28 protein-coding genes are annotated in these 26222 nt (G+C 65.7%); 22 read left to right on the top strand and 6 right to left on the bottom strand.

From position 1 onward, the window contains the following. Window positions 1-22 precede the first annotated feature (22 nt). Window positions 23-1390: a sensor histidine kinase gene (locus B3T77_RS09260; protein WP_292078984.1), complete on the bottom strand. Its 1368-nt coding sequence runs from the start codon at window positions 1388-1390 to the stop codon at window positions 23-25. A gap of 4 nt (window positions 1391-1394) precedes the next feature. Further along, window positions 1395-2126 (bottom strand): response regulator, encoded by a 732-nt coding sequence (locus B3T77_RS09255; RefSeq protein WP_369796268.1) that lies wholly within the window; start codon window positions 2124-2126, stop codon window positions 1395-1397. Between the two features lie 88 nt (window positions 2127-2214). Between B3T77_RS09255 and B3T77_RS09250 the strand changes: the two genes are divergently transcribed. Continuing rightward, entirely contained in the window at window positions 2215-3093 is an 879-nt protein-coding gene (locus B3T77_RS09250) for a branched-chain amino acid aminotransferase (RefSeq protein WP_045810405.1), read from the top strand. Window positions 3094-3227: 134 nt separating this feature from the next. Next, window positions 3228-4499 carry a NupC/NupG family nucleoside CNT transporter gene (locus tag B3T77_RS09245; RefSeq protein WP_039247069.1) on the top strand — a complete coding sequence of 424 codons (1272 nt, stop codon included), beginning with the start codon at window positions 3228-3230 and terminating at the stop codon, window positions 4497-4499. Between the two features lie 7 nt (window positions 4500-4506). Here B3T77_RS09245 and B3T77_RS09240 read toward each other — a convergent pair whose 3' ends face one another. After that, on the bottom strand, window positions 4507-4938 hold the full coding sequence (locus tag B3T77_RS09240; RefSeq protein WP_039246907.1) for a PaaI family thioesterase: 432 nt from the start codon (window positions 4936-4938) through the stop codon (window positions 4507-4509). A gap of 47 nt (window positions 4939-4985) precedes the next feature. Between B3T77_RS09240 and B3T77_RS09235 the strand changes: the two genes are divergently transcribed. The 15 genes from B3T77_RS09235 to B3T77_RS09165 all read left to right on the top strand — a co-directional run bounded on the left by B3T77_RS09235 (window position 4986) and on the right by B3T77_RS09165 (window position 18959). Next, the gene (locus B3T77_RS09235; RefSeq protein WP_017504494.1) at window positions 4986-5288 is read left to right on the top strand and encodes a DUF3253 domain-containing protein; all 303 of its coding nucleotides are present in this window, start codon (window positions 4986-4988) and stop codon (window positions 5286-5288) included. Next, window positions 5278-5919: a uracil-DNA glycosylase family protein gene (locus tag B3T77_RS09230; protein WP_112862500.1), complete on the top strand. Its 642-nt coding sequence runs from the start codon at window positions 5278-5280 to the stop codon at window positions 5917-5919. Before B3T77_RS09235 ends, B3T77_RS09230 begins: the two co-directional genes overlap by 11 nt. A gap of 16 nt (window positions 5920-5935) precedes the next feature. Next, window positions 5936-6961 (top strand): alpha/beta fold hydrolase, encoded by a 1026-nt coding sequence (locus B3T77_RS09225; protein ID WP_292078980.1) that lies wholly within the window; start codon window positions 5936-5938, stop codon window positions 6959-6961. 88 nt (window positions 6962-7049) lie between these two features. Then, window positions 7050-8690: a flagellar basal-body MS-ring/collar protein FliF gene (fliF, locus tag B3T77_RS09220; RefSeq protein WP_066552295.1), complete on the top strand. Its 1641-nt coding sequence runs from the start codon at window positions 7050-7052 to the stop codon at window positions 8688-8690. Beyond that, window positions 8690-9724, top strand: a complete 1035-nt coding sequence (gene fliG, locus B3T77_RS09215; RefSeq protein ID WP_055754108.1) for a flagellar motor switch protein FliG — start codon at window positions 8690-8692, stop codon at window positions 9722-9724. Before fliF ends, fliG begins: the two co-directional genes overlap by 1 nt. Before the next feature lies 1 nt (window position 9725). Then, complete coding sequence (locus tag B3T77_RS09210) at window positions 9726-10388, top strand: flagellar assembly protein FlbE (RefSeq protein WP_292078978.1); 663 nt, start codon at window positions 9726-9728, stop codon at window positions 10386-10388. Next, window positions 10388-10720, top strand: coding sequence for a flagellar motor switch protein FliN (gene fliN, locus B3T77_RS09205; protein WP_039246916.1), 333 nt, complete (start codon window positions 10388-10390; stop codon window positions 10718-10720). The genes B3T77_RS09210 and fliN overlap by 1 nt, the downstream gene beginning before the upstream one ends. Window positions 10721-10756: 36 nt before the next feature. Next, window positions 10757-12169: a sigma-54 interaction domain-containing protein gene (locus B3T77_RS09200; RefSeq protein WP_292078977.1), complete on the top strand. Its 1413-nt coding sequence runs from the start codon at window positions 10757-10759 to the stop codon at window positions 12167-12169. 4 nt (window positions 12170-12173) lie between these two features. Further along, window positions 12174-13079, top strand: coding sequence for a class A beta-lactamase (gene bla / locus B3T77_RS09195; RefSeq protein ID WP_292078976.1), 906 nt, complete (start codon window positions 12174-12176; stop codon window positions 13077-13079). A 10-nt stretch (window positions 13080-13089) separates the two neighbouring features. After that, window positions 13090-15189 (top strand): flagellar biosynthesis protein FlhA, encoded by a 2100-nt coding sequence (gene flhA / locus B3T77_RS09190; protein ID WP_055754112.1) that lies wholly within the window; start codon window positions 13090-13092, stop codon window positions 15187-15189. Between the two features lie 62 nt (window positions 15190-15251). Next, window positions 15252-16778, top strand: coding sequence for a sensor histidine kinase (locus tag B3T77_RS09185; protein ID WP_292078975.1), 1527 nt, complete (start codon window positions 15252-15254; stop codon window positions 16776-16778). After that, window positions 16775-17197 carry a response regulator gene (locus tag B3T77_RS09180; protein ID WP_231868686.1) on the top strand — a complete coding sequence of 141 codons (423 nt, stop codon included), beginning with the start codon at window positions 16775-16777 and terminating at the stop codon, window positions 17195-17197. The genes B3T77_RS09185 and B3T77_RS09180 overlap by 4 nt, the downstream gene beginning before the upstream one ends. Then, complete coding sequence (locus B3T77_RS09175; protein WP_312184840.1) at window positions 17194-18237, top strand: sensor histidine kinase; 1044 nt, start codon at window positions 17194-17196, stop codon at window positions 18235-18237. The genes B3T77_RS09180 and B3T77_RS09175 overlap by 4 nt, the downstream gene beginning before the upstream one ends. A gap of 14 nt (window positions 18238-18251) precedes the next feature. Beyond that, window positions 18252-18695, top strand: coding sequence for an NUDIX domain-containing protein (locus B3T77_RS09170; RefSeq protein ID WP_292078973.1), 444 nt, complete (start codon window positions 18252-18254; stop codon window positions 18693-18695). Between the two features lie 84 nt (window positions 18696-18779). Beyond that, a complete protein-coding gene (locus B3T77_RS09165) occupies window positions 18780-18959 on the top strand; it encodes a CsbD family protein (protein WP_055803844.1) in 180 nt (59 codons plus the stop codon). 66 nt (window positions 18960-19025) lie between these two features. On the opposite strand, the gene B3T77_RS09160 is transcribed toward B3T77_RS09165, so the two are convergent. Genes B3T77_RS09160 through B3T77_RS09150 form a run of 3 tightly spaced genes read right to left on the bottom strand, consistent with a single transcriptional unit; the run spans window position 19026 to window position 21294 of the window. Then, window positions 19026-19523, bottom strand: coding sequence for a hypothetical protein (locus tag B3T77_RS09160; RefSeq protein ID WP_292078972.1), 498 nt, complete (start codon window positions 19521-19523; stop codon window positions 19026-19028). Between the two features lie 44 nt (window positions 19524-19567). Continuing rightward, window positions 19568-20746: a vWA domain-containing protein gene (locus B3T77_RS09155; protein ID WP_292078971.1), complete on the bottom strand. Its 1179-nt coding sequence runs from the start codon at window positions 20744-20746 to the stop codon at window positions 19568-19570. A 20-nt stretch (window positions 20747-20766) separates the two neighbouring features. Further along, window positions 20767-21294: a GNAT family N-acetyltransferase gene (locus B3T77_RS09150; protein WP_292078970.1), complete on the bottom strand. Its 528-nt coding sequence runs from the start codon at window positions 21292-21294 to the stop codon at window positions 20767-20769. Window positions 21295-21367: 73 nt separating this feature from the next. On the opposite strand from B3T77_RS09150, the gene B3T77_RS09145 reads away from it, so the two are divergent. From B3T77_RS09145 to dxs, 5 genes are all read left to right on the top strand, one after another. Continuing rightward, entirely contained in the window at window positions 21368-22288 is a 921-nt protein-coding gene (locus tag B3T77_RS09145) for a histone deacetylase family protein (RefSeq protein WP_292078969.1), read from the top strand. Window positions 22289-22329: 41 nt separating this feature from the next. Beyond that, window positions 22330-22992 carry a histidine phosphatase family protein gene (locus B3T77_RS09140; RefSeq protein ID WP_052247765.1) on the top strand — a complete coding sequence of 221 codons (663 nt, stop codon included), beginning with the start codon at window positions 22330-22332 and terminating at the stop codon, window positions 22990-22992. 48 nt (window positions 22993-23040) lie between these two features. Continuing rightward, window positions 23041-23292 carry an exodeoxyribonuclease VII small subunit gene (locus B3T77_RS09135; RefSeq protein WP_017504472.1) on the top strand — a complete coding sequence of 84 codons (252 nt, stop codon included), beginning with the start codon at window positions 23041-23043 and terminating at the stop codon, window positions 23290-23292. Window positions 23293-23371: 79 nt separating this feature from the next. Continuing rightward, window positions 23372-24247 (top strand): polyprenyl synthetase family protein, encoded by an 876-nt coding sequence (locus B3T77_RS09130; RefSeq protein WP_038293630.1) that lies wholly within the window; start codon window positions 23372-23374, stop codon window positions 24245-24247. 57 nt (window positions 24248-24304) lie between these two features. Continuing rightward, complete coding sequence (gene dxs / locus B3T77_RS09125) at window positions 24305-26218, top strand: 1-deoxy-D-xylulose-5-phosphate synthase (protein ID WP_156146763.1); 1914 nt, start codon at window positions 24305-24307, stop codon at window positions 26216-26218. The last annotated feature ends 4 nt before the right edge of the window (window positions 26219-26222 follow it).

Here is a 26222-nt window from a genome sequence, read left to right as displayed (position 1 = left end):
TGCTGACGAAAGCTTTAAAGCCTTAGGCGGATTCAGCCACGGTGACCGCGCCGGGGATGCGGATGGTCGCTTTCAATCCGCCCAGTTCGCTACGATCCAGGGTGACGTCGCCCCCGTGGCCGCGCGCCACGTCGCGCGCGATGGCCAGGCCCAGACCGACGCCCTTGCGGTTCTGGTTGCGGGAGTCGTCCAGGCGCGAGAAGGGCCGGAAGGCCTCGTCGTACATGGCTTCGGGAATGCCGGGTCCGTCGTCCTCGACGATGATCTCCAGCCCGCCGGACGCCAGCGCGCGGGCCGACAGCCGCACATGCTCGCCGTGCGAGGCGGCGTTGCCGGCCAGGTTCACCAGGGCGCGCTTGAAGGCGAGGGGGCGAACCGAGGCGGTCAGGCCCTCTGCGACCACCACCTCGACCTCGGCGCCGGCGCGTTTCGCATCCTCGCCGGCCGCCTTCAGCAGGTCGGAAATGGAAACCGGCTTGGGCGGTTCACCCGCCTCGCCGCGAGCGAAGTCGAGATATTCGTCGATCATATGCTCCATCTCGTCCAGGTCGCCGCGCATGGCGGACTGGCGCTTGAAGGGAGGAGCCAGAGCCAGTTCGAGACGTAGACGGGTCAGGGGCGTGCGCAGGTCGTGGCTGACCGAGGCGAGCAGGGCGGTGCGCTGATCGATGTGGCGCTGGATGCGGTCGCGCATGGCCATGAAGGCGACGGCGGCGGCGCGGACCTCGCGCGCGCCATGCGGCTTGAACCGGGGCACGGTTTCGCCACGCCCGAAGGCCTCGGCGGCGTCGGCCAGACGCTCGATGGCGCGGACCTGATTGCGGATGAACAGGATGGCCACGCCCATCAACAGAACGGTCGCCACCGCCAACCACAGGACGAAGATGTGGGCTTGCGTCGCCACCGCGCGCTCGCGTGGGGCGATGATGCGCAGCACGCCTTGCGGCTCCTGCACCTGGATGTCGACGTAGGCGGGATAGCGGGTGGTGTCGAACCAGTAGGGGCGGTCCAGACGCGCATCCAGGGCCTTGTCCAGCACCCGGTCCACCACGCCGATGGCGCCGCGACGTTCTTCCGTCGGAAGGGTGCGCCCATCCTGAAGCACGATGGACAGTGACATGGACCGCTCGGCGCGATTGGCCAGCTTGTCCAGGTTCGCCGGGCTGGGGTCGTCCTCATAGCTTTCGACGGCCCAGGCGATGTCGCCGGCCAGGCCCTCGGACAGGCGCGCGGTCACCGTCTGCCAGTGGGCGTCGAAAAAGACCCAGGTCACCGCCATCTGCATGACCAGCACCGGCAGGACGATGATCAGCAGCGACCGGCCCCACAGCGAGGTCGGCAGGCGCCGCTTCAGAAATCGCGGCCACAGATAGGCGGGCAGAAGCCGCATCGGCTCAGTCGGGAGCCAGCATATAGCCGACACCGCGCACCGTCTGGAGATAGCGCGGGTTCTTGGGGTCGACCTCCAGCTTGCGGCGCAGGCGCGTCACCTGCACGTCCACGGCGCGGCCGGTGATGTCGGCGGTGTCGGGCGACAGGCTCATCCGCTCGACCGGGGCATGGGCGTGGAGCGCCAGGGTCTTGAGCAACTGGGCTTCGGCCTCGGTCAGGCGCTGGGGCGCGCCGTCACGGCTCAGCTCCAGCCGTTCCATGTCGAAGACGGCGGTGCCCAGCTTGATCTCCTTGGGACCGATCGGCTTGCCGCCGGTGCGACGCAGGATGGCGTCGATCCGCAGCACCAGTTCGCGCGGCTCGAAGGGCTTGGACATATAGTCGTCGGCGCCGCGCGACAGGCCTTCGATCCGGTCCTCGGCATCGCCGCGCGCGGTCAGCAGCAGGACGGGCGTCTTGGACAGTTCAGCCTTGTTGCGGACCCAGCTGGTCAGGTCCAGGCCGCTTTCGCCGGGCATCATGACGTCCAGCACGACCAGATCGAACTCGATCAACTCCATCATCCGCTTGGCGGCGGCGGCGTGGGCGGCGCCGGTCACGCGATAGCCCTCGCGCGCCAGGAATTCCTTCAGCAGTTCGCGGATGCGATCGTCGTCGTCGACGATCAGCAGATGGCGGCCGACGCCGGGGCCGGCGATGGGGCCTGAGCGGCCATGCGAACGCGATTCCGTCATGCTCATGCGACGTTTCCCCCGCTTGCGGCGTTGACCTGAGCGATTCGTGCGGCTCTAAGACCGTCAGTTTCGCGGGAGACGTATTTCAATGGCCTTCGTTCCTTTCGACGATCGTGACGGCTTCATCTGGGTGAATGGCGATTTCGTCCCCTGGAGGGAAGCGAAAACGCACGTTCTGACCCATGCCCTTCATTATGGCTCGTCGGTCTTTGAGGGTGAGCGTATGTACGGCGGCGAAATCTTCAAGCTGACGCAACATTCCGAGCGCCTGAAGCGGTCCGCCAACCTGCTCGATTTCGAGATACCCTACAGCGTCGCTGAAATCGACGCCTTCTGTAAGGAAACCTGCGCCAAGAACGGTCTGACGGATTGCTATGTGCGTCCCGTCGCCTACCTCGGCCCGGAGCAGACCAGCGTTTCGGCCCTGAACAACAAGGTCCATCTGGCCATCGCCGTGTGGGACTGGCCCAGCTATTTCGACCCGGAGGTCAAGGCGCGCGGCCTGCGTCTAGAATGGTCCAAGTGGCGTCGTCCCGATCCGGCGACGGCCCCGACGACGGCCAAGGCGGCGGGTCTGTACATGATCTGCACCATGTCCAAGAACGCCGCCGAGCGTCGCGGTTTCGCCGATGCTTTGATGCTGGACTGGCGCGGCTATGTCGCCGAGGCGACCGGCGCCAACGTCTTCTTCGTCAAGGACGGCGTTATCCACACGCCGAACGTCGAGCACATTCTGGACGGCATCACTCGCCAGACGGTGATTGAGATCGCTCGCGAAAAGGGCATCGAGGTCGTGGTGCGTGAGATCAAGCCGGAAGAACTTTCGGACTTCACCGAATGCTTCCTGACCGGCACGGCTGTCGAGGTGACCCCGGTGGCCGAGGTCGGCGAATACCGCTTCACCCCCGGCGCCCTGTCGCTGGATCTGATGGATCACTACGGCAAGCTGGTGCGCGGCCAACTGTAAGCCGAGGCGCGACGACAGGATGAGGGCGGTCCCTTAAGGGGCCGCCCTTTTTTCGTTTCGCTTGCCAGCCGCGTCACTTTGTCCTTGAAGCGAATAGAGACCGGCAGACGCGCCGGATGCGGGGATCGTTTTCCATGTTCAGCCTCCTGAACCTCCAGAGCCTTCTGGGTCTGGTCGTCATCGTCGCGGTCTGCTGGGCGATCTCGGAAAACCGCAAGGCCTTCCCCTGGCGGCTGACCATCGGCGCGATCCTGGTGCAGGCGGGGCTGGTGCTGGCCCTGTTCGCCATTCCGGGCTCGCAGGCGGTGCTGGCGGCGGTGACGGGCGCGGTGGACGGTCTTGCGGTCGCCACGACCGAGGGGACCAAGTTCGTCTTCGGCTATCTGGCCGGCGGGGACCAACCCTATACGGTCTCGAACCAGGGCGCGCTTTTCACATTCGCCTTCCAGGTTCTGCCGCTGATCCTGGTGATTTCCGCCCTGTCGGCCCTGCTGTGGCATTGGAAGATCCTGAAGTGGATCACGCTGGGCTTCGGCTTTCTGTTCCAGAAGACGATGGGTTTGGGCGGCGCGTCGGCCCTGGCGGTCGCGGCCAACATCTTCCTGGGCATGATCGAAAGCCCGATCGTGATCCGCGCCTATCTGGACAAGCTAACGCGGTCCGAGATCTTCCTGATGATGGTGGTGGGCCTGGCGACGGTCGCCGGTTCGACCATGGTGGCCTATGCGACGATCCTGTCGCCGGTGCTGCCCAATGCGGCAGGCCACGTGCTGGTGGCCTCGATCGTTTCGGCGCCGGCTGGCGTGTTGCTGGCGCGGATCATCATCCCCGAGAAAGAGGGGATGGGTGGCGCGGTCGCCGACTATGACTCGGCCCTGAAATACGACAGCGCCATCGACGCCATCGTGAAGGGCACGTCCGACGGCCTGATGGTCGTGCTGAATATCTCGGCCGTGCTGATCGTGTTCGTGGCCTTGGTCGCCCTGGTCAACGTCATGCTGGGCGGGTTTGTCGTGTTCGATGCGCCCCTGACCGTTGAGCGGATGCTGGGATGGATCTTCGCGCCGGTCGCTTGGCTGATCGGGGTCGAGTGGAAGGACGCCGATGTCGCCGGCTGGCTGCTAGGCGTCAAACTGACCCTGACCGAGTTCGTCGCCTTCATCGACCTGGGCAAGGTGCCGGCCGCCGAGATGACCGAGCGCACGCGGATGCTGATGACCTACGCCCTGTGCGGCTTCGCCAATATCGGCTCGGTCGGCATCACCGTCACCGGACTGTCGGTCCTGATGCCCGAACGCCGCGAGGAGGTGCTGGGCATGGTCTGGAAGGGCCTCTTCGCCGGCTTCCTGGCCACCTTGATGACCGCGGCCATCGTCGGCGCGATGCCCAGCGTCGTCTTCGGCTAGAACACGCTCAGCGCGGCGTGAATTTGCGGATGACGCCGGAGAAGGTCATCAGCAGACGCTCGCCGGTATTGATCTGACCTCGCACGAAGATCAGGCTCTTGCCCGCCTTGGTGACCTGGCCGGTGGCCTCGATCAGTTCGCCGACATAGCCGCCGTCGATGAAGGTGGAGTCCAGCTGAACCGTGACGCCCGAGGCACCTTCCATCTCCTGATAGGCGATCTGGAACATGGCGATGTCGGCGAAGGTCATCAGGCAGCCGCCGTGCATCCGCCCGCCTGCGTTCATATGCTTCTGCTCGGCGCGGAAGGCGCAGCGCATGTGCCCGTCGGGATCCGGCTTGCCGTAGAAGGGGCCGACCACCGTGTCGAAGGTGTCGTGCAGATCGTAGGTCTGCCAGCCGGCGAACTCGCCCTCGGTGATGGTGATTTTCTTGGGCATGCAGACTCGGCCTTACTTATGGGCGTGCGTTGCAGCATATAGGCGCAATGAGCGACCCGATCGAAACCGCAATCCTGAACAAAATCGCCGCGCTTGAGCCCGGCAAGAGCATTGAGCCGGCGGAAGTGGCCAAAGAGCTACAGCCCGAGCAGTGGCAGCGCATGCTGCCCAAGGTCCGCGCGACCGCTCTGGGTCTGATGCGCCAGGGCAAGCTGACCATCACCAAGAAGGGCAAGGCGGTCGATCCGGACAATTTCCGCGGCGTCACGCGCCTGCGCCAGGCGACCGAGGAAGAAACGGCCCTGGCGCTGAGCCGCCGTCCGCCGGTCGTCGAGGGCGATGACGACTGATCTCCAGGATATCCTGAACGACATCCGCGCCTGTCGCGCCTGCGCGGGCGTCCTGCCGCACACGCCGCGCCCGGTGGTGCGGGTCTTTCCCGAGACGCGGCTGCTGATCTGCGGCCAGGCGCCGGGACGACGCGTCCACGAGAGCGGCCTGCCGTTCACGGATCCCTCGGGCGATCGTCTTCGTGATTGGATGGGCGTGGACTATGAGACCTTCTACGCCGACCCGCGCATCGGGGTGGCGGCCCAGGCCTTCTGCTATCCGGGCACCGCGCCGAAAGGCGGCGACTATCCGCCGCCGACACGCTGTGCGGAACTGTGGCGACCGCAGTTGCTGGACGCCCTGCCGCAGATGGAACTGACCCTGCTGGTCGGCGGCTATGCCCAGGCGTGGGCGCTGGGCGATGACGCCAAGCGGACCATGACCGAAACGATTAGGGCGTGGCGGGAGTATGCACCGGATCTGCTGGTGCTGCCGCATCCGTCGTGGCGCAATACGGCCTGGCTGAAGAAGAATCCGTGGTTCGAGGCGGAGGTGCTTCCCTATCTCCGGGAACGGGTTCAGCGCATTCTGACTTCTGCAAATCCGGCGGCCATTCGCTCCAGCGAGAAGGACTCGCCGGTGGTATCATGAGCGCTGCTTGGGACACATGGCCTTGATCGCCTCCAGACTTATGCCGCTGACCGCCGCGCTCATTCTGTCGGCCTGCGCCGCACCCCACATTCAGCCGCCGTTGACGCCGCCGCCGGGCTTTGTCGGCGCCCATGTCGAGGATCGGGCGCTGGTCATGTCGGACGGCGCGCGCCTGCCGTATCTGCATTGGGGGCCAAAGGATGGGGCGCCTTGGGCGGTGATCGTGGCCCTCCACGGCATGAACGATCACGACGCCAGCTTCCGCTTGGCCGGCCCTTGGTGGGCCGAGCAGGGGATCGAGACCTGGTCCTACGACCAGCGTGGCTTCGGCGGGGCGCCGGGGCGGGGCGAATGGGCCGGGCAGCAGCGGATGACGGATGATCTGCGCGAGATCACCGCGATGGCGCGGGCCCGCTATCCCAATGCCGTCATCGCTGTGGTGGGCGAGAGTATGGGCGGGTCTGTCACCGCCGCCGCATTCGGCTCCGACAATCCCCCGGATGCGGACCGGATCGTCCTGCTGGCCCCCGGCGTGTGGGGTTGGTCGACGCAAGGACCGTTGAACAGCACGGCGCTGAACATTGCGGCGCGGGCGCTGGGCGACGTGGCGCTGGAGCCGCCCGAATTCATCACGCGCGACATCCACGCCTCTTCGAATACGTTGGAGCTGATCCGCAACGGGCGCGATCCGAGGAGCATCCTCGCGACCCGGTTCGACACCGTCTATGGGCTTGTCGATCTGATGGAGACCTCGTCGCGCAGCCTGGGCCGCATCCGGGGCGACGCCATCCTGATGTACGGCGCCCACGACGAGGTGGTGAAGAAGGGGCCGATGAAGCTGGCGCTGGAGCGGGCCGAGAAGCAGGGCGGAACGCTGCGGACCGCCTGGTATCCGAACGGCTGGCATCTGCTGAACCGCGATCTGGACGCCGAGATCGTCTATCGCGACGTCGTCTCGTGGTTGAGAGACCCGAAAGCCCCTCTGTCGTCCGGTGCGCCGGCGGTTTTGCCGCAGCTCCAGGCGGGCGGGGCGCGCCCTTAAGCGGGTCTTAACGCGACGTTTACCATCCAGGCGGCATTTTCTGCCTAGCGGGGCGTTCGTGTCTCCCGCGAGTAGGGGGCGGGGACGCGTGGGCGGCTTCACAGCGGCGTTGCAGAAGTTCGGGATCGGCCGTCTGGCTGCGGTCCTCGGCGTCGCCGCAGGCGTGGCCGCCGTGCTGGTCGCCGTCATGCTGCGCATGGGCCAGGCGCCGGACGCGCTTCTCTATTCCAACCTGGATCTGCGCGAGGCCAGCGAGATCAGCGCCGCCCTGGATCAGGCCGGCATCAAATATTCGTCCAAGGGCGACGGCTCGACCATCATGGTCAACCGCGACGAGGTCGGCACCGCCCGTATGCTGGTCGCGGGTAAGGGCTTGGTCACGTCCGGATCGGTCGGCTACGAGCTGTTCGACACCCAGTCGGTGCTGGGCCAGACCGAGTTCCAGCAGCAGCTGAACGAGCAGCGCGCCCTGCAGGGCGAACTGTCGCGCACCATCATGTCCATGCGCGGCATCACCGCCGCCCGCGTTCACATCACCATGCCGCGCCGCGAGATGTTCACCTCGGCCGCCGGCGAACCGACCGCCGCCGTGCTGGTGGGCCTGGGCGGGCGTGACCTGACCAGCGATCAGGTGCGGGCGATCCGCAATCTGGTGGCCTCATCCGTGCCGAACCTGAAGCCCGACCGCGTCACAGTGGCGGACCAGACCAACCGCACCCTGGCGGCCGGCAGCGACGACGGAACCTTCACCTCAGCCTCTGCCGCCGAGGCCAAGGGCAATACCGAGAGCCAGCTTCAAGCGCGCATCAAGGATATCGTCGAAGGCGTCGTCGGCGCCGGCGCCGCTCGCGTCCAGGTGACGGCCGACATCGACCAGAGCCGCGCCACGACACAGGAAGAAAAGTTCGATCCCGATGGTCAGGTCGTCCGCTCGACCACGACCAACGGCTCGCAATCCGCAGACAACAGCGCCCAGCCCGACGGCGGCGTGACTGCGACGAACAACATCCCTGGCGGGGCGGCGCCCGGTGCCACGCCGGCCGGTTCGACCAACTCGGAAAACGCCGAGACGACCAACTACGAAATCTCCAAGACCACCACGACCACGACCAAGGAGCCGGGCGAGGTCAAGAAGCTGGCCGTCGCCGTCGCGGTCGACGGCAAGTGGACGCCGGCCAAGGACGGCAAGGGCGAGCCGACCTATGCGCCGCGCACGGCCGAGGAGATCGCCCAGATCAAGTCGCTGGTCGCCGCCGCCGCCGGCATCGACGAGACACGCGGCGACAAGATCGAAGTGATCAACGTCCGCTTCAACCACGACACGGGCATTGAGGGCGGTCTGGACGGAAAGTCGTCGCTGCTGGACTTCTCCAAGAACGACATCATGCGTTTCGTCGAGCTGGGCATTCTGACGGTCGTCGCCTTGCTGCTGATCTTCTTCGTGCTGCGTCCTCTGCTGAAGACGGCCGCCGGTGGCGGGGCCAATCTGCCGGCGCTGGCGGGCGCCAACGGCGTGCCGGTCACGACCGTGGCGACCACGGTGATCGGCCCGGACGGCCAGCCTCAGCTGGTTCAGCTGCCGGCGCCCAGCGAGATGGAACAGAAGATCGACATCGCCCGCATCGAGGGTCAGGTGAAGGCGTCGTCAGTCAAGAAGGTCGCCGACTTCGTTCAGTCGCATCCCGATGACGCGGCCGGCATCCTGCGGACCTGGGTGGCCGAAGGCTGATGGCGAAGCTGGTCAACAAGAAAGCCTCGATCGACGATCCCAACAAGCTGTCGGGACCGGAGAAGGCCGCCGTCATCCTGCTGGCGCTGGGCGAAGAGCACACCGCCCTGTGGGAGCGGCTGGACGACGACGAGGTCAAGGAAATCTCCCAGGCCATGGCGACCCTGGGCAACGTCAGCGCCGAGGCCGTCGAGGCCCTGATGATCGAGTTCGTCTCGGGCCTGTCCGGCTCCGGGGCCGTGATGGGCAGCTATGAGCAGACGCAAAAGCTGCTGGCCGCCTTCCTGCCCAAGGATCGCGTCGATGGCCTGATGGAGGAGATCCGGGGGCCGGCCGGTCGCACCATGTGGGACAAGCTGGGCAATGTGAACGAGGCCGTTCTCGCCAACTATCTGAAGAACGAATACCCCCAGACTGTCGCCGTGATCCTGTCCAAGGTGCGATCGGACCACGCCGCGCGCGTCCTGACCAGCCTGCCGGAAGACTTCGCCCTGGAATGCGTCCAGCGGATGCTGCGCATGGAGCCCGTTCAGCGCGAGATCCTGGACAAGATCGAGGCGACGCTGCGCACCGAGTTCATGTCGAACCTGGCGCGCACCTCCAAGCGCGACAGCCACGAAATGATGGCCGACATCTTCAACAGCTTCGACCGCCAGACCGAGGCCCGTTTCATCGGCGCCCTGGAAGAGCGCAATCGTGAGTCGGCCGAACGCATCCGCGCCCTGATGTTCGTCTTCGAAGACCTGTCCAAGCTGGACCCGGGCGGGGTGCAGACCCTGCTGCGCGCCGTGGACAAGGATTCGCTGGGCCTAGCGATGAAGGGCGCGTCGGAAGGGCTGCGCGAGATGTTCTTCTCCAACATGTCCGAGCGCGCGTCCAAGATCATGCGCGAAGACATGGAGTCGATGGGGCCGGTGCGTCTGAAGGACGTGGACGCCGCCCAGATGGCCATGGTTCAGGTCGCCAAGGATCTGGCCGCCAAGGGCGACATCATGCTGGCCGGTCAGGGCGCCGACGACGAGTTGATCTACTGACATGACCCAGTCTCCAGAAATCCGGCGCCTCTTCGCCTTCGACACAGAGTTTGACGCGGACGGCACGGTCGTGCGTCCCGGCGCCTGGACGCCGGCCAAGCGCTCCTATCTGCCGGCCGAGGTCGAGGCCCTGGTCGCCCAGGGGCGTCTGGAAGCGCGCGAACAGGCGCTCAGCGAGGTTGAGAACATCCGCGCCATGGCCCTGAGCAACATCGCCCAGGCTGTGGCCTCGGCCATGCCGACCCTGAAGGCTGTGGCCCAGGCGCACCGCGAACAGGCCGCTGACCTGGCCCTGGCTGCTGCGCGCACCATCGCAGGGGCCGCTCTGGACCGGTTTCCGCATGCGCCGCTGAAAGCCGCTTTGGAACTGTTGGCGCAGGAGATCGACGCCTCGCCACGCCTGGTCGTTCGCGCCTCGGGCCTGGATGACGAGGCGCGCGGCCTGATTGAGCGGGCGTGCGCCGACAGCGGCTTCACCGGTACGGTCGCCTTCCGTGATGAACCGGGCATGGCCCAGGCCGCCTTCCAGCTGGAATGGGCCGACGGGCGCGCTGATCACGACCCGCAGGGTTCGGCCGATCGCGTCGCCGAAGCCCTGACCGCCGCCCTGGCCGCCGAGGCCGGACACGCCGAAACCCTTCCCGTCGACAGGAGCATGTTCTGATGGCATCCGACGACCTGGCGCTGGAGGAATTCTCCGGCCTTTCGGGCCTGCCGCCCCTGGACGACAGCGGCGAAAAGAGCGCCGCCGACCTGGCGACCGTCTTCGACGTGCCGGTCAATATCTCGGCCGTTCTGGGCAAGTCGCACATGTCGGTGGCCCAGCTGCTGAAACTGAACAAGGGCTCGGTGCTGGAGCTGGACCGCAAGGTCGGCGAGGCGATCGACATCTTCGTCAACAACCGCCTGATCGCGCGCGGCGAGGTCGTCGTCGTCGACGACCGGCTGGGCGTGACCATGACGGAAATCATCAAGACCGAGGACTCGGGCGCCTGATTGGCGACCGGCTTTAGAGATTAGAGGAGAAGAACGATGCGTCTTCTGGTGGTAGGCAGACTGAGCGGCCAGCTCGCTTCGGCGGTGAAGATGGCCATGGCGCACGGCGCCAAGGTCAATCACGTCGAGCGCGCCGACCAGGCGACCGAACAACTGCGCCGGGGGCAGGGCGCGGACCTGCTGATGGTCGACTATCAGCTGGACATCGCCGCCCTGATCGCCGCCAACGAAGCCGAGCGGATCACCATTCCGGTCGTGGCCTTCGGCGTCGACGCCGATGCGCGAGAGGCGGCCGCCGCCATCAAGGCCGGCGCCAAGGAATTCATTCCGCTTCCGCCCGACGCCGAACTGATCGCCGCTGTCCTGTCGGCCGTCGCCGACGACGAAAAGCCGATGATCTCGGCCGACCCCTCGATGAAGGCTGTGCTGCAACTGGCCGACCAGGTCGCGCGCTCGGAAGCCTCGATCCTGATCACCGGCGAAAGCGGCGTCGGCAAGGAGGTGATGGCGCGGTATCTGCACGAGCATTCGCGTCGGTCCGAGCGCCCGTTCATCAGCGTCAACTGCGCCGCCATTCCCGACAATCTGCTGGAATCCGAACTGTTCGGCCACGAGAAGGGCGCCTTCACCGGCGCCGTTGCGCGCCGCATCGGCAAGTTCGAAGAGGCTGACGGCGGCACGCTTCTGCTGGACGAAATCTCCGAGATGGACGCCCGGCTCCAGGCCAAGCTGCTGCGCGCCATCCAGGAGCGCGTCATCGACCGCGTCGGCGGCTCCAAGCCGGTTTCGGTCAACATCCGCATCATTGCCACCTCGAACCGCGATCTGGCCAAGGCCGTGGCGGAAGGCACCTTCCGCGAGGACCTACTGTATCGCCTGAACGTGGTGAACCTGCGCCTGCCGTCCTTGCGCGAGCGGCCCGGCGACATCGTGGTGCTGGCCGACCACTTCATCAAGAAATACGCCGCCGCCAACGGCGTGCCGGTGCGTCCGATCTCGGCCGCCGCGCGTCAGGCTATTTCGGCCCATCGCTGGCCGGGCAACGTCCGCGAGCTGGAAAACGCCATGCACCGCGCGGTGCTGCTGGCCACCGGCCCTGAGATCGATGTCGACGCCATCCGCCTGCCGGACGGTCAGCCGCTGGGCGGCATGGGCGCGGGCATGATGGCGAGACAGGCCTATGAGGCGCCGCAAGCCGGGGTGGCCGCCCGCGCCGCCCAAGCGGCCGACGCCGTGACCCGCAGCTTCGTGGGTCAGACCGTGGCGGCGATGGAAAAGACGCTGATCCTGGACACCCTGACCCACTGCCTGGGCAACCGCACCCACGCGGCCAACATCCTGGGCATCTCGATCCGCACCCTGCGCAACAAGCTGAACGAATACGCCGATGAGGGCACGGCCATTCCGGCGCCGATGAGCGGCGTCTCCGCCTCGGGCTACGCGGCCTGAACCCATGCGCGCATCCGTGGAGCGCCGATGCGTCCTGACGGGGCTGGCCGCCTTGAGCGCGGTCGGCTGTTCGTCGCGCGCGGAATCACACCCTGCCGCGCCCGCCCGTCTGTCAGACGAGGCTATTGACCTGGCCGACCTGGAAGCGCGCAATGGCGGACGTCTCGGCTTCGTCGTTCAGGACGCGGCGACAGGGCGTAAGCTGGTTTGGCGCGGCGACGAACGCTTCGTCTATTGCTCGACCTTCAAGATGTATCTGGCCGCCGCGACCCTGTTGCGGGTGCAGGCCGGGCAGGAGCGACTTGATCGCCGCATCCCCATCACTGCGGCGGACATGATCAACCACGCTCCGGTGACCGAGCCCGCGGTTGGTGGCAGCCTGACGATCGAGCAGTTGATGAAGGGCGCGGTGGAGGTCAGCGACAACCCCGCCGCCAATCTGCTGCTGAAGGCCCTGGGCGGCCCGTCGGCGATGCAGACCTTCTATCGCGGCATCGGCGACCGCAGCACCCGCTCGGACCGTTTCGAGCCGGAGATGAATCGTCTGGACGGCGACAAGGATACGATCCTTCCCAACCAGTCGGTCGCCAACCTCCAACGTCTTTTTCTCGATCCGGCCTCGCCCTTAACGGCGGCGTCGCGCGCCCTGTTGCTGCAGTGGATGACCGATACGCCCACGGGTCAGAATCGTCTTAGGGCTGGGACGCCTGCGAGTTGGCGGGTGGCGCACAAGACTGGGACGGGGGGCTATGGGCCGACCAATGACATCGGCCTGCTGTATCCGCCGAACGGCCAACCTGTGATCGTCGCCGCCTATTACCACGCCACCCGGGCGACATCGGACGACGCCAATGCGGTCGTGATCGCCGAGGCGACGCGTCGCGCGCTGAAGGCGTTGGGCCGTGACTGATACGCCGGTGATGATGAAGGACGGCATGGCGCGCCCGACGGGCCGCGACGTCCTGGGCTGGGTCAACCGCGGCGAAGTGCTGATGGCGGTCGGCGTGATCGGCGTGATCATGCTGCTGATCCTGCCGGTGCCCAAGTTCCTGCTGGATCTGCTGCTGGCCTTCTCGCTGGTGTCCAGCGTGCTGATCCTGATGACTGCTGTGATGATGAAGCGGCCGCTGGATTTCGCCATCTTCCCGACCGTGCTGCTGGTCTCGACTCTGTTCCGTCTCGGCCTAAACCTGGCCTCAACGCGTCTGATCCTGACCCACGGCCAAGAAGGTCACGATGCGGCGGGTCAGGTCATCAACGCCTTCGGTCAGTTGATGATGGGCGGCAACTTCATCATTGGGGTGATCATCTTTGCGATCATTCTGGTGGTGAACTTCGTCGTCATCACCAAGGGCTCGACCCGGATCGCCGAAGTGTCCGCCCGCTTCACCCTGGACTCCATGCCGGGCAAGCAGATGGCCATCGACGCCGATCTGTCGTCGGGCCTGATCACCGAGGACCAAGCCAAGCTGCGCCGCAAGGAGCTGGAGCAGGAATCGACCTTCTTCGGCGCCATGGACGGCGCCTCCAAGTTCGTGCGCGGCGACGCCGTCGCCGGGCTGATCATCACCTTCATCAACGCCATCGGCGGCATACTGATCGGCACGCTGCAACACGGCATGCCGGCGATGGAAGCCGCCAACACCTATGTGCAACTGACCATCGGCGATGGTCTGGTGACGCAGGTGCCGGCCATCATCATCTCGATCGCCGCCGGCTTCCTGGTGTCCAAGGCGGGCGTCGAAGGCACGGCGGACAAGGCCATGGTCACCCAGCTGGCGACCAATCCCGTATCGCTGGGCGTGGTGTCGGGCGCGGCCGGTCTGATCGGCCTGATCCCCGGGATGCCGCTGATCCCGTTCGCGGCCCTGGCCATCGGCTCGGGCTTCATGGCCTGGCGGCTGGGCCGCAATCGCCTGAAGCCTCAGCCGACAGAGGCGGAGATCGCCGCGGCGGCAGCGGCCGCAAAACCCAAGGAAGACGTCGAAGAGCCGATCGCCAACGTCCTCACCATCGACGAGGTGAAGATCGAACTCGGCTACTCGCTTCTCAGCCTGATCAACGATCTTGAAGGACGCCGCCTGACCGATCAAATCCGCGCGTTGCGGCGGTCGCTGGCCCAGGAATACGGTTTCGTCATTCCCCAGGTGCGCATCCTCGACAACATGCGCCTGCCGACCCAGGGCTACGCCATCCGCATCAAGGAGATGGAGACGGGCGCGGGCGAGGTGCGGCTGGGCCACCTGATGGCGATGGACCCGGCAGGCCGTCAGGTCGAGCTTCCGGGCGAGCATATGCGCGAACCCGCTTTTGGCCTGCCAGCGACCTGGATCGAGGAAGGTCTGCGCGAGGAGGCGACGTTCCGGGGCTATACGCTTGTCGATCCGTCGACGGTCCTGACGACCCATCTGACCGAGATCCTGAAAGATAATATGGCCGATCTGCTGTCCTATGCGGAGGTGCAGAAGCTGCTGAAGGAACTGGGCGCCGAAGAGAAGAAGCTGGTCGAGGAACTGGTGCCCAGCGTGGTCACCGTCACGACGCTGCAGCGGGTGTTGCAGTCTCTGCTGCGCGAGAAAGTGTCGATCCGCGACCTGCCGGCCATTCTGGAAGGTTTGGCCGAGGCCGCGCCGCACAGCTCCAGCGTCACCACCCTGGTCGAACACGTTCGTGCGCGTCTGGGCCGCCAACTGTGCTGGCAGAACAAGGACGGCGAGGGCGCCCTGCCCATCGTCACCCTTTCGCCGGAATGGGAAAACGCCTTCGCCGAAAGCCTGATCGGTCAGGGCGAAGACAAGCAGCTGGCGATGGCGCCGTCGCGCCTTCAGGACTTCATCCGCGCCGTGCGTGACACTTTCGAGCGGATCGCCATGACGGGCGAAAACCCGGTGCTGCTGACCGGGCCGATGACGCGGCCCTATGTGCGCTCGATCATCGAACGCTTCCGCGGCCAGACCGTCGTGATGAGCCAGAACGAGATCCATCCCAAGGCCCGGTTGCGGACCCTTGGCCAGGTCTGATCCCGCCGACTTGGCAGTTTGACGTTTGACGCGGCGACGCACCCCGCTAAAGCTCCGCCGTCATGAGTCCGAACCCCCGATCCCAATGGTCGCGCCTGCGCGACTTCATGCGTACGCCGTCGTTGGCCCGGTCGATCTCGGCCATGCTAATCCTGGCGTTCGGACTGCTGATCGTGGTCAATGCGACGACCTTCGTGATGATCCAGCGCACCGTCGCGTTGAACAAGACCATCGAGCATGCTCAGCAGATGCGGCGCGCCGCGCGCACGGTTCTCATTGCGAGCCTGAACGCCGAAACGTCGCAACGCGGTTTTCTGCTGACTGGACGAAGCGATTTTCTACAGCCCTATCGCGAATCCAGGGCCGACATGGAGCCCGCTCTGGCGTTTCTGGATGAGGGCGCAGCCCTCGATCCGACGCTGAAAGACACCGTCGAACCCATTCACCGTCTGGGTGACAAGAAATGGGACGAGATGGAGCGCACCGTCGCATTGGCGCGGCAGGGTCGGATCGGGCAGTCGATCCAGGCCGTGCGGTCTGGCGAAGGCAAGCAGTATATGGACGAGCTCCGAGCCGCCATCGAGAAGTTCGACAAGCTGAAGTCCGACAAAATCGACAGCCGACGCCGGGCCTCGGAGCGTTTTGGCTTCCTGACCGTCACGATGAACGCCATCGCGGGGCTTCTGGTCCTCGTTTTGGCTCTGCTCTCGGCCTGGCTGGTGCGGCGTTACGTGGCCGAGATCCAGTCCGCCCGCGCGACACTGGACGCCGCCAACGCCAGCCTGGAGGACAAGGTTCGCGAGCGCACCGGCGACCTAATGCGCGCGAACGAGGAAATCCAACGCTTCGCCTATATCGTCAGCCACGACCTGCGCGCGCCGCTGGTCAACGTCATGGGCTACACCTCCGAACTGGAGCAGGCGGGCAAGATCGTCGACAAGGCGATCTACGAGGCGGAAAAGACGCGCGTGGTCGATCCCGAGATCGTCACAGCTGTCCGCGAGGAAATGCCTGAGGCGATCGGCTTCATCCGCGCCTCGACCGAGAAGATGGACCGGCTGATCAACGCCATCCTGAAGCTGTCGCGCGAAGGTCGCCGCAACCTGCTTCCAGAACTGCTGGACATGACGACGATGGCTCAGAACATCGCTAACAGCGTCCATCACCAGACCGAAGCCTCGGGCGCCCGCATCGATGTGCAGTCGCTGCCCGAGATCGAAAGCGACCGTATTTCGATGGAGCAGATCGTCGGCAATCTGATCGATAATGCCGTCAAATATCTGGATCACGACCGGCCGGGCGAAATCGTCGTGTCGGGCGAAGACGTGCCGGGCGGCTGGGTCGTCTACCGGGTCGCCGACAACGGCCGGGGCATCGCCCCGCGTGACCATGAGCGGATCTTCGAACTGTTCCGCCGCTCCGGAAAACAGGACCGTTCCGGCGAAGGTCTGGGGCTGGCGTTCGTCAGAAATAGCGTGCGCCGCCTGGGCGGGACCATCGACGTCGAGTCCGAACTGGGCAAAGGCTCGACTTTCCTGGTGAAATTCCCCAAACGACTGATCCTGTCTGAACCCGGAGGCGCGCTGTGACGCAACCCGTCAAAATCATCATGGTCGAAGACGACCACGGCCACGCCAAGCTGATCGAAAAGAACATCCGCCGGGCCAACATCAACAACGAGATCAAGCATTTCGATGAGGGCGGTGCGGCGCTCGACTATCTGTTCAGCGACGAAATCCTCGCCAATGGCCCGCTGCTGATCCTGCTCGACCTCAACCTGCCCGATATGTCGGGTACGGACATTCTGGAAAAGGTGAAGGCCAACGACCGTCTGAAGCGGGCTCCGGTCGTGGTGCTGACGACCACGGACGACAAGGTCGAAATCCAGCGTTGCTACGACCTGGGCTGCAACGTCTACATCACCAAGCCGGTGGATTATGAGTCCTTCGCCGGCGCCATCCGTCAGTTGGGTCTGTTCCTGTCGGTGATTCAGGCGCCGGAGATCTGACGATCGACGCGTCCCAGCCCATCCGCCTGCTCTACATCGACGATGATCGGGGTCTGTCCCGATTGGTCGAGAAGGAACTGGGGCGTCACGGCTACGCCGTCACCTGCGCGCCCGACGGCGATGCGGGGCTGGAACTGTTGCAGCAGGATGAGTTCGACGTTTGCGCGCTGGACCACTATATGCCGACGCGAGACGGGCTGGACGTCCTGCCGGACATTCTGGCCCTGACGGCGCCGCCGCCCGTCGTCTATGTGACGGGTGCGCAGGATGGGCGGATCGCCGTCGCCGCCCTTCGAGCGGGCGCGGCGGATTATGTGATCAAGGACGTCTCGGAGGACTTCACCTCCCTGTTGCGCTCGGCGCTCGAGGACGCCCTGTCGCGCCGTCGGCTGGAGCGCGAGAACGAACTGGCGCAGGAAGAAATCCGCCGAGCGCGCGATCGGGCCGAGGCGATGCTGCGTGAGGTGAACCACCGCGTCGGCAACTCGCTGCAGCTGGTGTCCAGCTTCATGTCGTTGCAGATGCGCCACGTCACCGATCAGGGCGCCAAGGACGCGCTGCGCGAATCGCAGGCGCGCATCGAGGCCGTCGCCCATGTTCACCGCCGCCTCTACACGTCCGGCGATATGAGCCACGTGGAGATGGACGAATATCTGGTCGGGCTGATGGACGAACTGTCCAAGTCAATCGGGCCAGACGAAGGATCGCCCAAACTGAGGCTGGACGCTGAGCCGTTGTCGGTCACGACCGATCAGGCCGTGTCCATCGGCGTCATCGTCACCGAACTGGTCACCAACGCGGTCAAATACGCCTATGCGCCGGGGCAGGGCGGCGAGATTCGCATCCATCTGCGCCGCGAAACGGATGATCGCGTGATGCTGACGGTCGAGGACGATGGCCCCGGCATGGGCGATGGAACGCCAAAGGGCACGGGGCTCGGTGGCAAGATCATTTCCGCCATGGCGTCTGGCCTGCGGTCGGCAGTCGAGTTCGACGGCGCCCACAAGGGCGTGCGCGCCAGGTTGTCGTTCGACCTCTAGGGTCGGTTTTCATCATGTTGCAGTTCGGCGTTCGCAAACCCGCTTCGGATTATCGTCACCGCGCCACCGCGTTCGGCATCGTCGAGCGCGATGGCCTGATCGCCTGTGTGCGCGTCGAACGCGAGACCGGTCCCTATTTCGACCTGCCCGGCGGCGGCTTGGATTTGGAAGAGACCGAGGTTCAGGCGCTGATCCGCGAATTCGTCGAGGAAACCGGCTTGACGGTCGCGCCGCTGAACCGCATCGCCGAGGCCAGCCAATATTTCGTGCGTTCGACGCGCGAGCCGGTCAACAATGTCGGCGGCTTCTGGACGGCGACTGTGGCGGCCGAAAATCCCGATGCAAAATGTGAGGACGATCACACCCTGGTGTGGCTGGATCCGACCTTCGCCATCTCGCGCTTGCGTCACGATTCTCACGCCTGGGCTGTCGCCGTCTGGCTACGTCGTCCAAGCTGAGCCTTACGGAACAGGCCATTAGCGAAATCGTTTATTTTTCGAACCGCAACGTTACGTCGCGGCGACGAAAATTAGGAGATTTCCATGGCTGACCATGACCGTATCGAAGGTGCCGCCAAGAACATCGGTGGCAAGATTAAAGAAGGCGTCGGCAAGGTGACCGGCGACACCAAGATGCAGGCTGAAGGCAAGGCCGATCAGGTCGAAGGCAAGGTCCAGAATACTGTCGGCGGCGTCAAGGACAGCCTGCGCGACAAGGCCTAAGCTTCCCTCGAATGCGCGAAGATGCGAAGCGCCGTCCGCGAAAGCGGGCGGCGCTTTTCTTTTCGATCAGTTCTTGTCGCCCCACAGGGTCAGCGATAGTCCCTTCTTGTCGGCTCCATCGACCGGGCGGCACTCAGAGCTGAACCCGCCCTCGACCGGACGCGGACGACAATCCATTTCTCGCAGGCTCGAGGGCGTGGCCGCCGTGCGAGACTGCGGGCCGCACTGGACCGCATAGTCCGAGCCTGCGGCGCTGGCCCGGATCATCTGACAGTCACCGGCCATGCCGCTCGGGCGCAGAGCTTCGGGCAGGTCGGACCCCATGGCGATGGCCAGCTGTTCGCGCACCTCGGTCTGACATTCGGCCATGGACTTCTGGCCTCGCACCAACGGGCTGCACCGAGCGCGCTCGAAGCCGAACGGATCGGCAAGGCCCCAGGCAGGCACGTTGTGATCAAGCGGCGGCGCCGGCATTTCAACGACCGCCTCAGTCGCAGGCGTTTCCCACACCACGGTGGGTACAGTCTGTTGGAGGATCAGCAAGGCGAAGGCGGCGGCGATCATGGTCGGACCCTTCGTGAAGTTGCAGGCGGTCGCCCGAACGTCTCCTACCTTGTCAGGGCCCGCATTGCCTTGTCGAGGCCTTCGAGCGTCAGCGGGAACATCCTCTGCTCCATCACTTCGCGTAGCATGCCGACGGAAGCGGTATAATCCCAGTACCGTTCCTGAACGGGATTGAGCCAGACCGACTTCTCCCACTGCTGGCGCGCCCGCTTCATCCATACGGCTCCGGCCTCCTCGTTCCAGTGCTCGACGGAGCCGCCGGGCATGGTGATCTCGTAGGGGCTCATCGTCGCATCGCCGACGAAGATGGCGCGCCAGTCGCCAGGGTATTTGTGCAGCAGATCCCACGTCGGGATCCGCTCGGTGTGCCGCCGGCGATTGTCCTTCCAGACGCCTTCGTAGAGGCAGTTGTGGAAGTAGAAGAACTCCAGGTTCTTGAACTCGGTCTTGGCCGCCGAGAACAACTCCTCAACCAGCTTGATGTGACCGTCCATCGACCCGCCGATGTCGAGGAACAGCAGCACCTTGATCGTATTGCGCCGCTCGGGCCGCATCTGGATGTCCAGCCAGCCCTGACGAGCCGTGCCGTCGATGGTGCCGTCGATATCCAGTTCGTCGGGCGCCCCTTGTCGGGCGAAACGGCGCAGACGACGTAGCGCCACCTTGATGTTGCGGGTGCCCAGTTCGACCGTGTCGTCCAGGTTCTTGAACTCGCGCTTTTCCCAGACCTTGACCGCCCGGCCATGCTTGCCCGAACCGCCGATCCTTACGCCTTCGGGGTTATAGCCGCCGTGTCCGAAGGGGCTGGTCCCGCCCGTCCCGATCCATTTCGAGCCGCCCGAGTGCCGCTCCTTCTGCTCTTCCAGACGCTGCTTCAGCGTCTCCATCAGCTTGTCGAATCCGCCCAGCGCCTCGATCTGGGCCTTCTCCTCGTCGGTCAGATATTTTTCGTTCAGCAGCCGCAGCCAGTCCTCGGGAATGTCGGTGGTCAGATCCTCGCCCGACCCGACCGACTCGACGCCCTTGAACACCGTCCCGAACACCTGATCGAACCGGTCATAGTGTTTCTCGTCCTTGACCAGCACCGCGCGCGACAGGTGATAAAAGGCCTCAACCTCGCGCCCCGCCACTTCGCGATCCATGGCCTCCATCAGATGGAGCCATTCCTTCATCGACACCGGAACCTTGGCGTCGCGCAGCGCGGTAAAGAATGGCAGGAGCATGAGAGGGATGTGAACCCGGATCAGTCGCGCCGCAAGATGAACTCGCGGTCGCGCCAGGCGCCGACGGGATAGTCGTATTCTCCAGCCTTCTCGAAGCCGTAGGCGGCGTAGAGGCGCTGGGCCTTGTCGTTGCCGCTCCAGACGCCGATCCACAGCGGTCCGTCCGTGTGGCTTTGCATCCAGTCCAGAGACAGCTTCAGCAGTCGGGTTCCTAGCCCCAGACCTTGCGCCGCCTTGGATACATAGAGCCGGCGCAACTCCATGTGCGACTGTCGAGCCTCGGGGTGGGGCAGGCCGTTGGGGCCGGCGTTAGCGAAGGCCAGCAGTTCGCCGTCGCGGTCGGCCACCCACCAGGCGCAGTCGGGCTCCGCCAACTTCTTCAGCGTCGGTTCCAGATCGAAACTGGCGTCCAGAAACGCGTTCAGGTCCGCCTCGGGATAGGGGATGCCGAACCCCTCGACGAAAGTGTCGATAAAGGTCTGGCGGCCCAGGGCGCCCAAGGCGGCGGCGTCTTCGGGGCGGCCAGGGCGGATCACGATCTCGGTCATGCTTCGGCTCTAGCGCGCGCCTTGGTGCGCGTCACGGGCGACAAGTCCAAAAGCCCGGCGTATCGTCGCTTCAATGTTCCTGCCGATCTTCACCCATCCGTCCATGCTGTCCCACGCGCCGGGCGCGGGCCATCCCGAAAGTCCCGAGCGGCTGAAGGCGGTGCTGGATGCTCTCGAGGATGCAGGCCTGGCCCGCGACCGCCGCGCCGCGACCCAGGCCGAGGTTGCGGACCTGGAGCGGGTGCATCCCGCCGCCTATGTCGCACGCCTGCTGGACGCCTCGCCGGTCGCAGGCATGGTTCAGTTGGATGCCGACACTGTCCTTTCGCCCGGCAGCGTGCCGGCCGCGCGGCTGGCGGCCGGGGCGGCGATCGATGCGGTGCGAGCCGTGGCGCGGGGCGAGATGGATCGCGCCTTCGCCGCCGTGCGCCCGCCGGGTCACCATGCCGAGCCGGATCGGGCCATGGGCTTCTGCCTGTTCTCCTCCGTCGCCGTCGCGGCGCGTGTGGCTCAATCCGAAGGGGTGGCGCGGGTGGCGGTGGTTGATTTCGACGTTCACCACGGCAATGGCACCCAGGCGGCGTTCGAAGACGACGACAGCCTGTTTCTGGCCTCCATCCACCAGATGCCGCTCTATCCCGGCACGGGCGCGGCGTCCGAGAGGGGCGTCGGCAATATCGTCAACGCGCCTGTCGCGCCCCATGCGGCGCGCGAGAACTGGCGCGCGATCTTCGCCGGCGGGTTGATGCCGGCGCTGGAATCGTTCCGGCCGGACCTGATCCTGATCTCGGCCGGTTTCGACGCCCACCGGCGCGATCCATTGGCGCATCAGTCGCTGGAGGCCGAGGATTTCGCCTGGGCGACGCGCGCGATTCTGGAAGTCGCGCGTCGGACCTGTTCGGGCAAGGTTGTGTCGGCGCTTGAGGGCGGTTACGACCTTGAAGGACTAGGCCGCTCTGCGGTCGCCCACGTCGCTGCGCTCGGGGAGGACTGAGGACGCCTAACGCCTTGAAACCAAAGGCCCGTCCGTTTGTCATGTCAGCCCCCGCCCTGTCCCTCGATTCGACCGAACCGTCCGTGTCCCCGCCTGACGCCGCGCCATCCGTCGGCGCGCTTGTCGCTGTCCGTCCCGGCGCCATCATCCTGACGCGTCACGGCGAGCCGGCCCTGTCGCGCAAATGTCTGATCTCTGCCCGCCAGTACGGCGACTGGTGGGCGAAGTATGAGATCGGCGGCCTGCTGGCCGGTCAGACGCCGCCGCCCGAACTGGTTGCGGCGGCCCAAGGGGCTGGGGCTATCTACGCCTCGACCCGTCAGCGCGCCCAGGAAACCGCCGCTGCTGTCGCTGCGGGGCGCGAGGTCATGGCCGACGTCATGTTCATCGAGGCGCCCCTGCCGCCGCCGCCGATTCCAGAATGGATCAAGCTGTCGCCCAAATGGTGGGGCGTGGTGTCGCGCTTCTGGTGGCACGCTTTCGATCACCACGGCGGCCAGGAAACCCGCGCCCAGGCCGAGGCGCGCGCCGATCAGGCGGCGCAAAAGTTGATCGCGCGAGCCGAGAGCGGTCAGGACGTGCTGGTCTTCGCCCATGGCTATTTCAACCATATGGTCGGGCGCGCGCTGAAGGCCGACGGCTGGAAGCTGGTTCAGAACCAGGGCTTCAAATATTGGTCGCAGCGTCGCTACGAGAAGCGATAGCCGCTTCTGACGTTGATGCGCCCCGCGCTCGCCTCTAGGGTTCGCGCCATGACCGATACCGCCGCCGCCATCCCCGCCGATCTCAGCTTCGAAGACGCCCTGAAGCGCCTTGAGACCATCGTGTCTCGCCTGGAATCCGGCCAGGCGCCGCTGGAGGAATCGATCGCGCTTTATGAAGAGGGCGCCAAGCTGAAGGCGCATTGCGAGGCGCGCCTGAAGGCGGCTCAACTGCGTGTGGAAAAGATCGTGGTCGGCCCGGACGGTCAGGCCAAGGGCGTCGAGGCGGCGTCGTTCGAATGATCCCTATGTCGTCTTCGAGCCTGGTCTGGAGCCGGTTCTCGTGAACCGGGTCATCGCCGCGAACTCGCCGGAACAGGCGGTGATCGATCGCGTGGCTGAGGTCGCCGATCTGGTCACGGTCGCGTTGGATGAACTGCTGCCGCGCGCCGAGGGCCCGGAATCCCGCCTGACCGAGGCGATGCGCTATGCGGCGCTGGGCCCCGGCAAGCGCTTGCGGCCGTTCTTCGCGCTAGAGGCCGCACGCCTTTTCGATATCGATGAGCGGTCGGTGCTCCGCGCCGCCTGCGCCCTGGAATGCGTTCACGCCTACAGCTTGGTTCACGACGACCTGCCGTGCATGGACGACGACGACGTGCGCCGGGGCCGGCCGACCGTTCACCGGGCCTATGATGAGGCGACGGCGGTGCTGGCCGGTGATGCGCTGCAGACGGCCGCTTTCGACATCATCCTGCATGAGGACACCCATGAGGATGCGGCCGTGCGTTGCGAACTGGCGGCGCGGCTGTCGCTGGCGTCCGGCGCGCGCGGCATGGCGGGCGGTCAGATGATCGATCTGCTGGGCGTGCGCGACGACCTGGGCGGCGTGGCGCGGATGCAGCGCCTGAAGACCGGCGCCCTATTCGCCTACGCCTTCGAAATCCCGCTGATCATCGCCGACGCCTCTGCCCAGCACCGCCATGCCCTGATCAGCTTCGCCCACGACGTCGGCTTGGCCTATCAGATCGTCGACGACCTGCTGGATGCCGAAGGCTCGGCCGAGGAAATGGGCAAGGCGGCCGGGGGCAAGGACGCAGCGCTGGGCAAGACCAACTTCGTCACCCTGCTGGGTCTGGAAGCGGCGCGGCAAAGGGTCGCGCATCTCGCAAACCAAGCCCGTTCGCATCTGGAGCCGTTCGGCGACGAGGCCGAAATCCTCAGGGCCAGCGTGGACTTTGTGCTAAAGCGCCGGTCCTGATACGAAACGTTGAAACGACCTGCGGGTTGATCGACCAGACTTTCCAAGGTTTTACGGCTGATGCCCGACACCCCGCTACTCGACACCGTCAAGACGCCCGCCGACACGCGGGACTTCGATATCGCCCAGTTGAAACAACTGGCGCAGGAGGTGCGGGCCGAAACGATCGACGCCGTATCCGTGACCGGCGGCCATCTCGGCGCGGGACTGGGCGTGGTCGAACTGACCACGGCGCTGCACCATGTGTTCGAGACGCCCAAGGACATCCTGATCTGGGACGTCGGGCATCAGTGCTATCCGCACAAGATCCTGACCGGACGGCGCGACCGCATCCGCACCCTGCGCCAAGGCGGCGGCCTGTCGGGCTTCACCAAGCGCAGCGAGAGCGAATACGATCCGTTCGGCGCCGCCCACGCCTCGACCTCGATCAGCGCCGCCCTGGGCTTCGCCGCCGCGCGCGACCAGAAGGGCGAGAAGAACCGCGTGGTGGCCGTCATCGGCGACGGCTCCATGTCGGCCGGCATGGCCTATGAGGCGATGAACAACGCCGCCGAGGCGACCAGCGGCCAGCTGATGGTCATCCTGAACGACAACGACATGTCGATCGCGCCGCCGGTTGGCGGGATGAGCGCCTATCTGGCCGGCCTGGTGTCGGGCGGCGCCTATCAGAACGTCCGCCGCCTGGGCAAGACGGTGGCCCAGCACCTGCCGCGCCCCTTCCGCAAGGCGGCCAAGAAGGCCGAGGAATACGCCCGCGGCATGGTCACCGGCGGCACCTTCTTCGAGGAGTTGGGCTTCTATTATGTCGGTCCGATCGACGGCCACGACATGGACAATCTGGTGCCGATCCTGAAGAAGGCGGCCGCCATCGAAGACCGCCCGGTGCTGGTCCACGTCGTGACGCAGAAGGGCAAGGGCTACGCTCCCGCCGAAAGCAGCGCCGACAAACTCCATGCGGTCGTCAAGTTCGACGTGGTCTCGGGCAAGCAGGCCAAGGCCATCTCCAACGCGCCCAGCTACACCAAGGTGTTCGGAACCGAGCTGATCAAACACGCCAAGGTCGACCCGTCGATCGTGGCGATCACGGCGGCCATGCCGTCGGGAACGGGTCTGGACCTGTTCGGCCAAGCCTTCCCCGAGCGGACTTATGACGTCGGCATCGCCGAACAGCACGCGGTGACCTTCGCGGCCGGTCTCGCGGCGGACGGCATGAAGCCAGTCTGCGCCATCTATTCGACCTTCCTTCAGCGCGGCTACGACCAGGTGGTCCACGACGTGGCGATCCAGTCGTTGCCGGTGCGTTTCGCCATGGACCGGGCAGGTCTGGTGGGATCGGACGGCGCCACGCACGCGGGATCGTTCGACATCGGCTTCATGGGCGCCCTGCCCGGCATGGTGCTGATGGCCGCCGCCGATGAGGCCGAACTGGCGGCGATGATCTCGACGTCCCTGGCCATCGACGACCGGCCCAGCGCCTTCCGCTATCCGCGCGGCGACGGCGTGGGCGTGGAGATCCCCGAACTCGCTGCGCCGCTTGAGATCGGCAAGGGCCGGATCGTGCGAGAGGGGACTTCGGTCGCCATCCTTAGCCTGGGCACCCGCCTGCAGGAATCGCTGAAGGCGGCGGACATGCTGGCCGCCAAGGGCGTGTCGGCCACCGTCGCCGACGCCCGCTTCGCAAAGCCGCTGGACGCCGATCTGATCCTGCGTCTGGCGCGCGAGCACGAGGCCCTGATCACGGTCGAAGAAGGCGCCATGGGCGGCTTCGGCGCCTTCGTGCTGCAACTGCTGGCCGAAAAGGGCGCGCTGGACGGCGGGCTCAAGATCCGCACCCTGAACCTGCCCGACGTCTTCCAGGACCAGGATGCGCCCATGGCGATGTACGCCCAGGCCGGCCTGAACGCCGAACACATCACCGCCGCCGCGCTTCAGGCCCTCGGCGTTTCCGCGAGCCAAGCCGTCCGCGCGTAAACGC

It is taken from the genome of Brevundimonas sp. UBA7838 (assembly GCF_002500885.1).
GTDB lineage: Bacteria > Pseudomonadota > Alphaproteobacteria > Caulobacterales > Caulobacteraceae > Brevundimonas > Brevundimonas vesicularis_C.
Note: the sequence above shows the minus strand (reverse complement) of the source record. Positions and strands in the feature narration are given on the sequence as shown.

What these genes read in the sequence shown, in the direction of transcription:
- B3T77_RS09260 (WP_292078984.1), bottom strand. Translation starts at nt 1,390, where the DNA reads ATGCGGCTTCTGCCCGCCTATCTGTGGCCGCGATTTCTGAAGCGGCGC.
- B3T77_RS09255 (WP_369796268.1), bottom strand. Translation starts at nt 2,126, where the DNA reads ATGACGGAATCGCGTTCGCATGGCCGCTCAGGCCCCATCGCCGGCCCC.
- B3T77_RS09250 (WP_045810405.1), top strand. Translation starts at nt 2,215, where the DNA reads ATGGCCTTCGTTCCTTTCGACGATCGTGACGGCTTCATCTGGGTGAAT.
- B3T77_RS09245 (WP_039247069.1), top strand. Translation starts at nt 3,228, where the DNA reads ATGTTCAGCCTCCTGAACCTCCAGAGCCTTCTGGGTCTGGTCGTCATC.
- B3T77_RS09240 (WP_039246907.1), bottom strand. Translation starts at nt 4,938, where the DNA reads ATGCCCAAGAAAATCACCATCACCGAGGGCGAGTTCGCCGGCTGGCAG.
- B3T77_RS09235 (WP_017504494.1), top strand. Translation starts at nt 4,986, where the DNA reads ATGAGCGACCCGATCGAAACCGCAATCCTGAACAAAATCGCCGCGCTT.
- B3T77_RS09230 (WP_112862500.1), top strand. Translation starts at nt 5,278, where the DNA reads ATGACGACTGATCTCCAGGATATCCTGAACGACATCCGCGCCTGTCGC.
- B3T77_RS09225 (WP_292078980.1), top strand. Translation starts at nt 5,936, where the DNA reads ATGGCCTTGATCGCCTCCAGACTTATGCCGCTGACCGCCGCGCTCATT.
- fliG (WP_055754108.1), top strand. Translation starts at nt 8,690, where the DNA reads ATGGCGAAGCTGGTCAACAAGAAAGCCTCGATCGACGATCCCAACAAG.
- B3T77_RS09210 (WP_292078978.1), top strand. Translation starts at nt 9,726, where the DNA reads ATGACCCAGTCTCCAGAAATCCGGCGCCTCTTCGCCTTCGACACAGAG.
- fliN (WP_039246916.1), top strand. Translation starts at nt 10,388, where the DNA reads ATGGCATCCGACGACCTGGCGCTGGAGGAATTCTCCGGCCTTTCGGGC.
- B3T77_RS09200 (WP_292078977.1), top strand. Translation starts at nt 10,757, where the DNA reads ATGCGTCTTCTGGTGGTAGGCAGACTGAGCGGCCAGCTCGCTTCGGCG.
- bla (WP_292078976.1), top strand. Translation starts at nt 12,174, where the DNA reads ATGCGCGCATCCGTGGAGCGCCGATGCGTCCTGACGGGGCTGGCCGCC.
- flhA (WP_055754112.1), top strand. Translation starts at nt 13,090, where the DNA reads ATGATGAAGGACGGCATGGCGCGCCCGACGGGCCGCGACGTCCTGGGC.
- B3T77_RS09185 (WP_292078975.1), top strand. Translation starts at nt 15,252, where the DNA reads ATGAGTCCGAACCCCCGATCCCAATGGTCGCGCCTGCGCGACTTCATG.
- B3T77_RS09170 (WP_292078973.1), top strand. Translation starts at nt 18,252, where the DNA reads ATGTTGCAGTTCGGCGTTCGCAAACCCGCTTCGGATTATCGTCACCGC.
- B3T77_RS09165 (WP_055803844.1), top strand. Translation starts at nt 18,780, where the DNA reads ATGGCTGACCATGACCGTATCGAAGGTGCCGCCAAGAACATCGGTGGC.
- B3T77_RS09160 (WP_292078972.1), bottom strand. Translation starts at nt 19,523, where the DNA reads ATGATCGCCGCCGCCTTCGCCTTGCTGATCCTCCAACAGACTGTACCC.
- B3T77_RS09155 (WP_292078971.1), bottom strand. Translation starts at nt 20,746, where the DNA reads ATGCTCCTGCCATTCTTTACCGCGCTGCGCGACGCCAAGGTTCCGGTG.
- B3T77_RS09150 (WP_292078970.1), bottom strand. Translation starts at nt 21,294, where the DNA reads ATGACCGAGATCGTGATCCGCCCTGGCCGCCCCGAAGACGCCGCCGCC.
- B3T77_RS09145 (WP_292078969.1), top strand. Translation starts at nt 21,368, where the DNA reads ATGTTCCTGCCGATCTTCACCCATCCGTCCATGCTGTCCCACGCGCCG.
- B3T77_RS09140 (WP_052247765.1), top strand. Translation starts at nt 22,330, where the DNA reads ATGTCAGCCCCCGCCCTGTCCCTCGATTCGACCGAACCGTCCGTGTCC.
- B3T77_RS09135 (WP_017504472.1), top strand. Translation starts at nt 23,041, where the DNA reads ATGACCGATACCGCCGCCGCCATCCCCGCCGATCTCAGCTTCGAAGAC.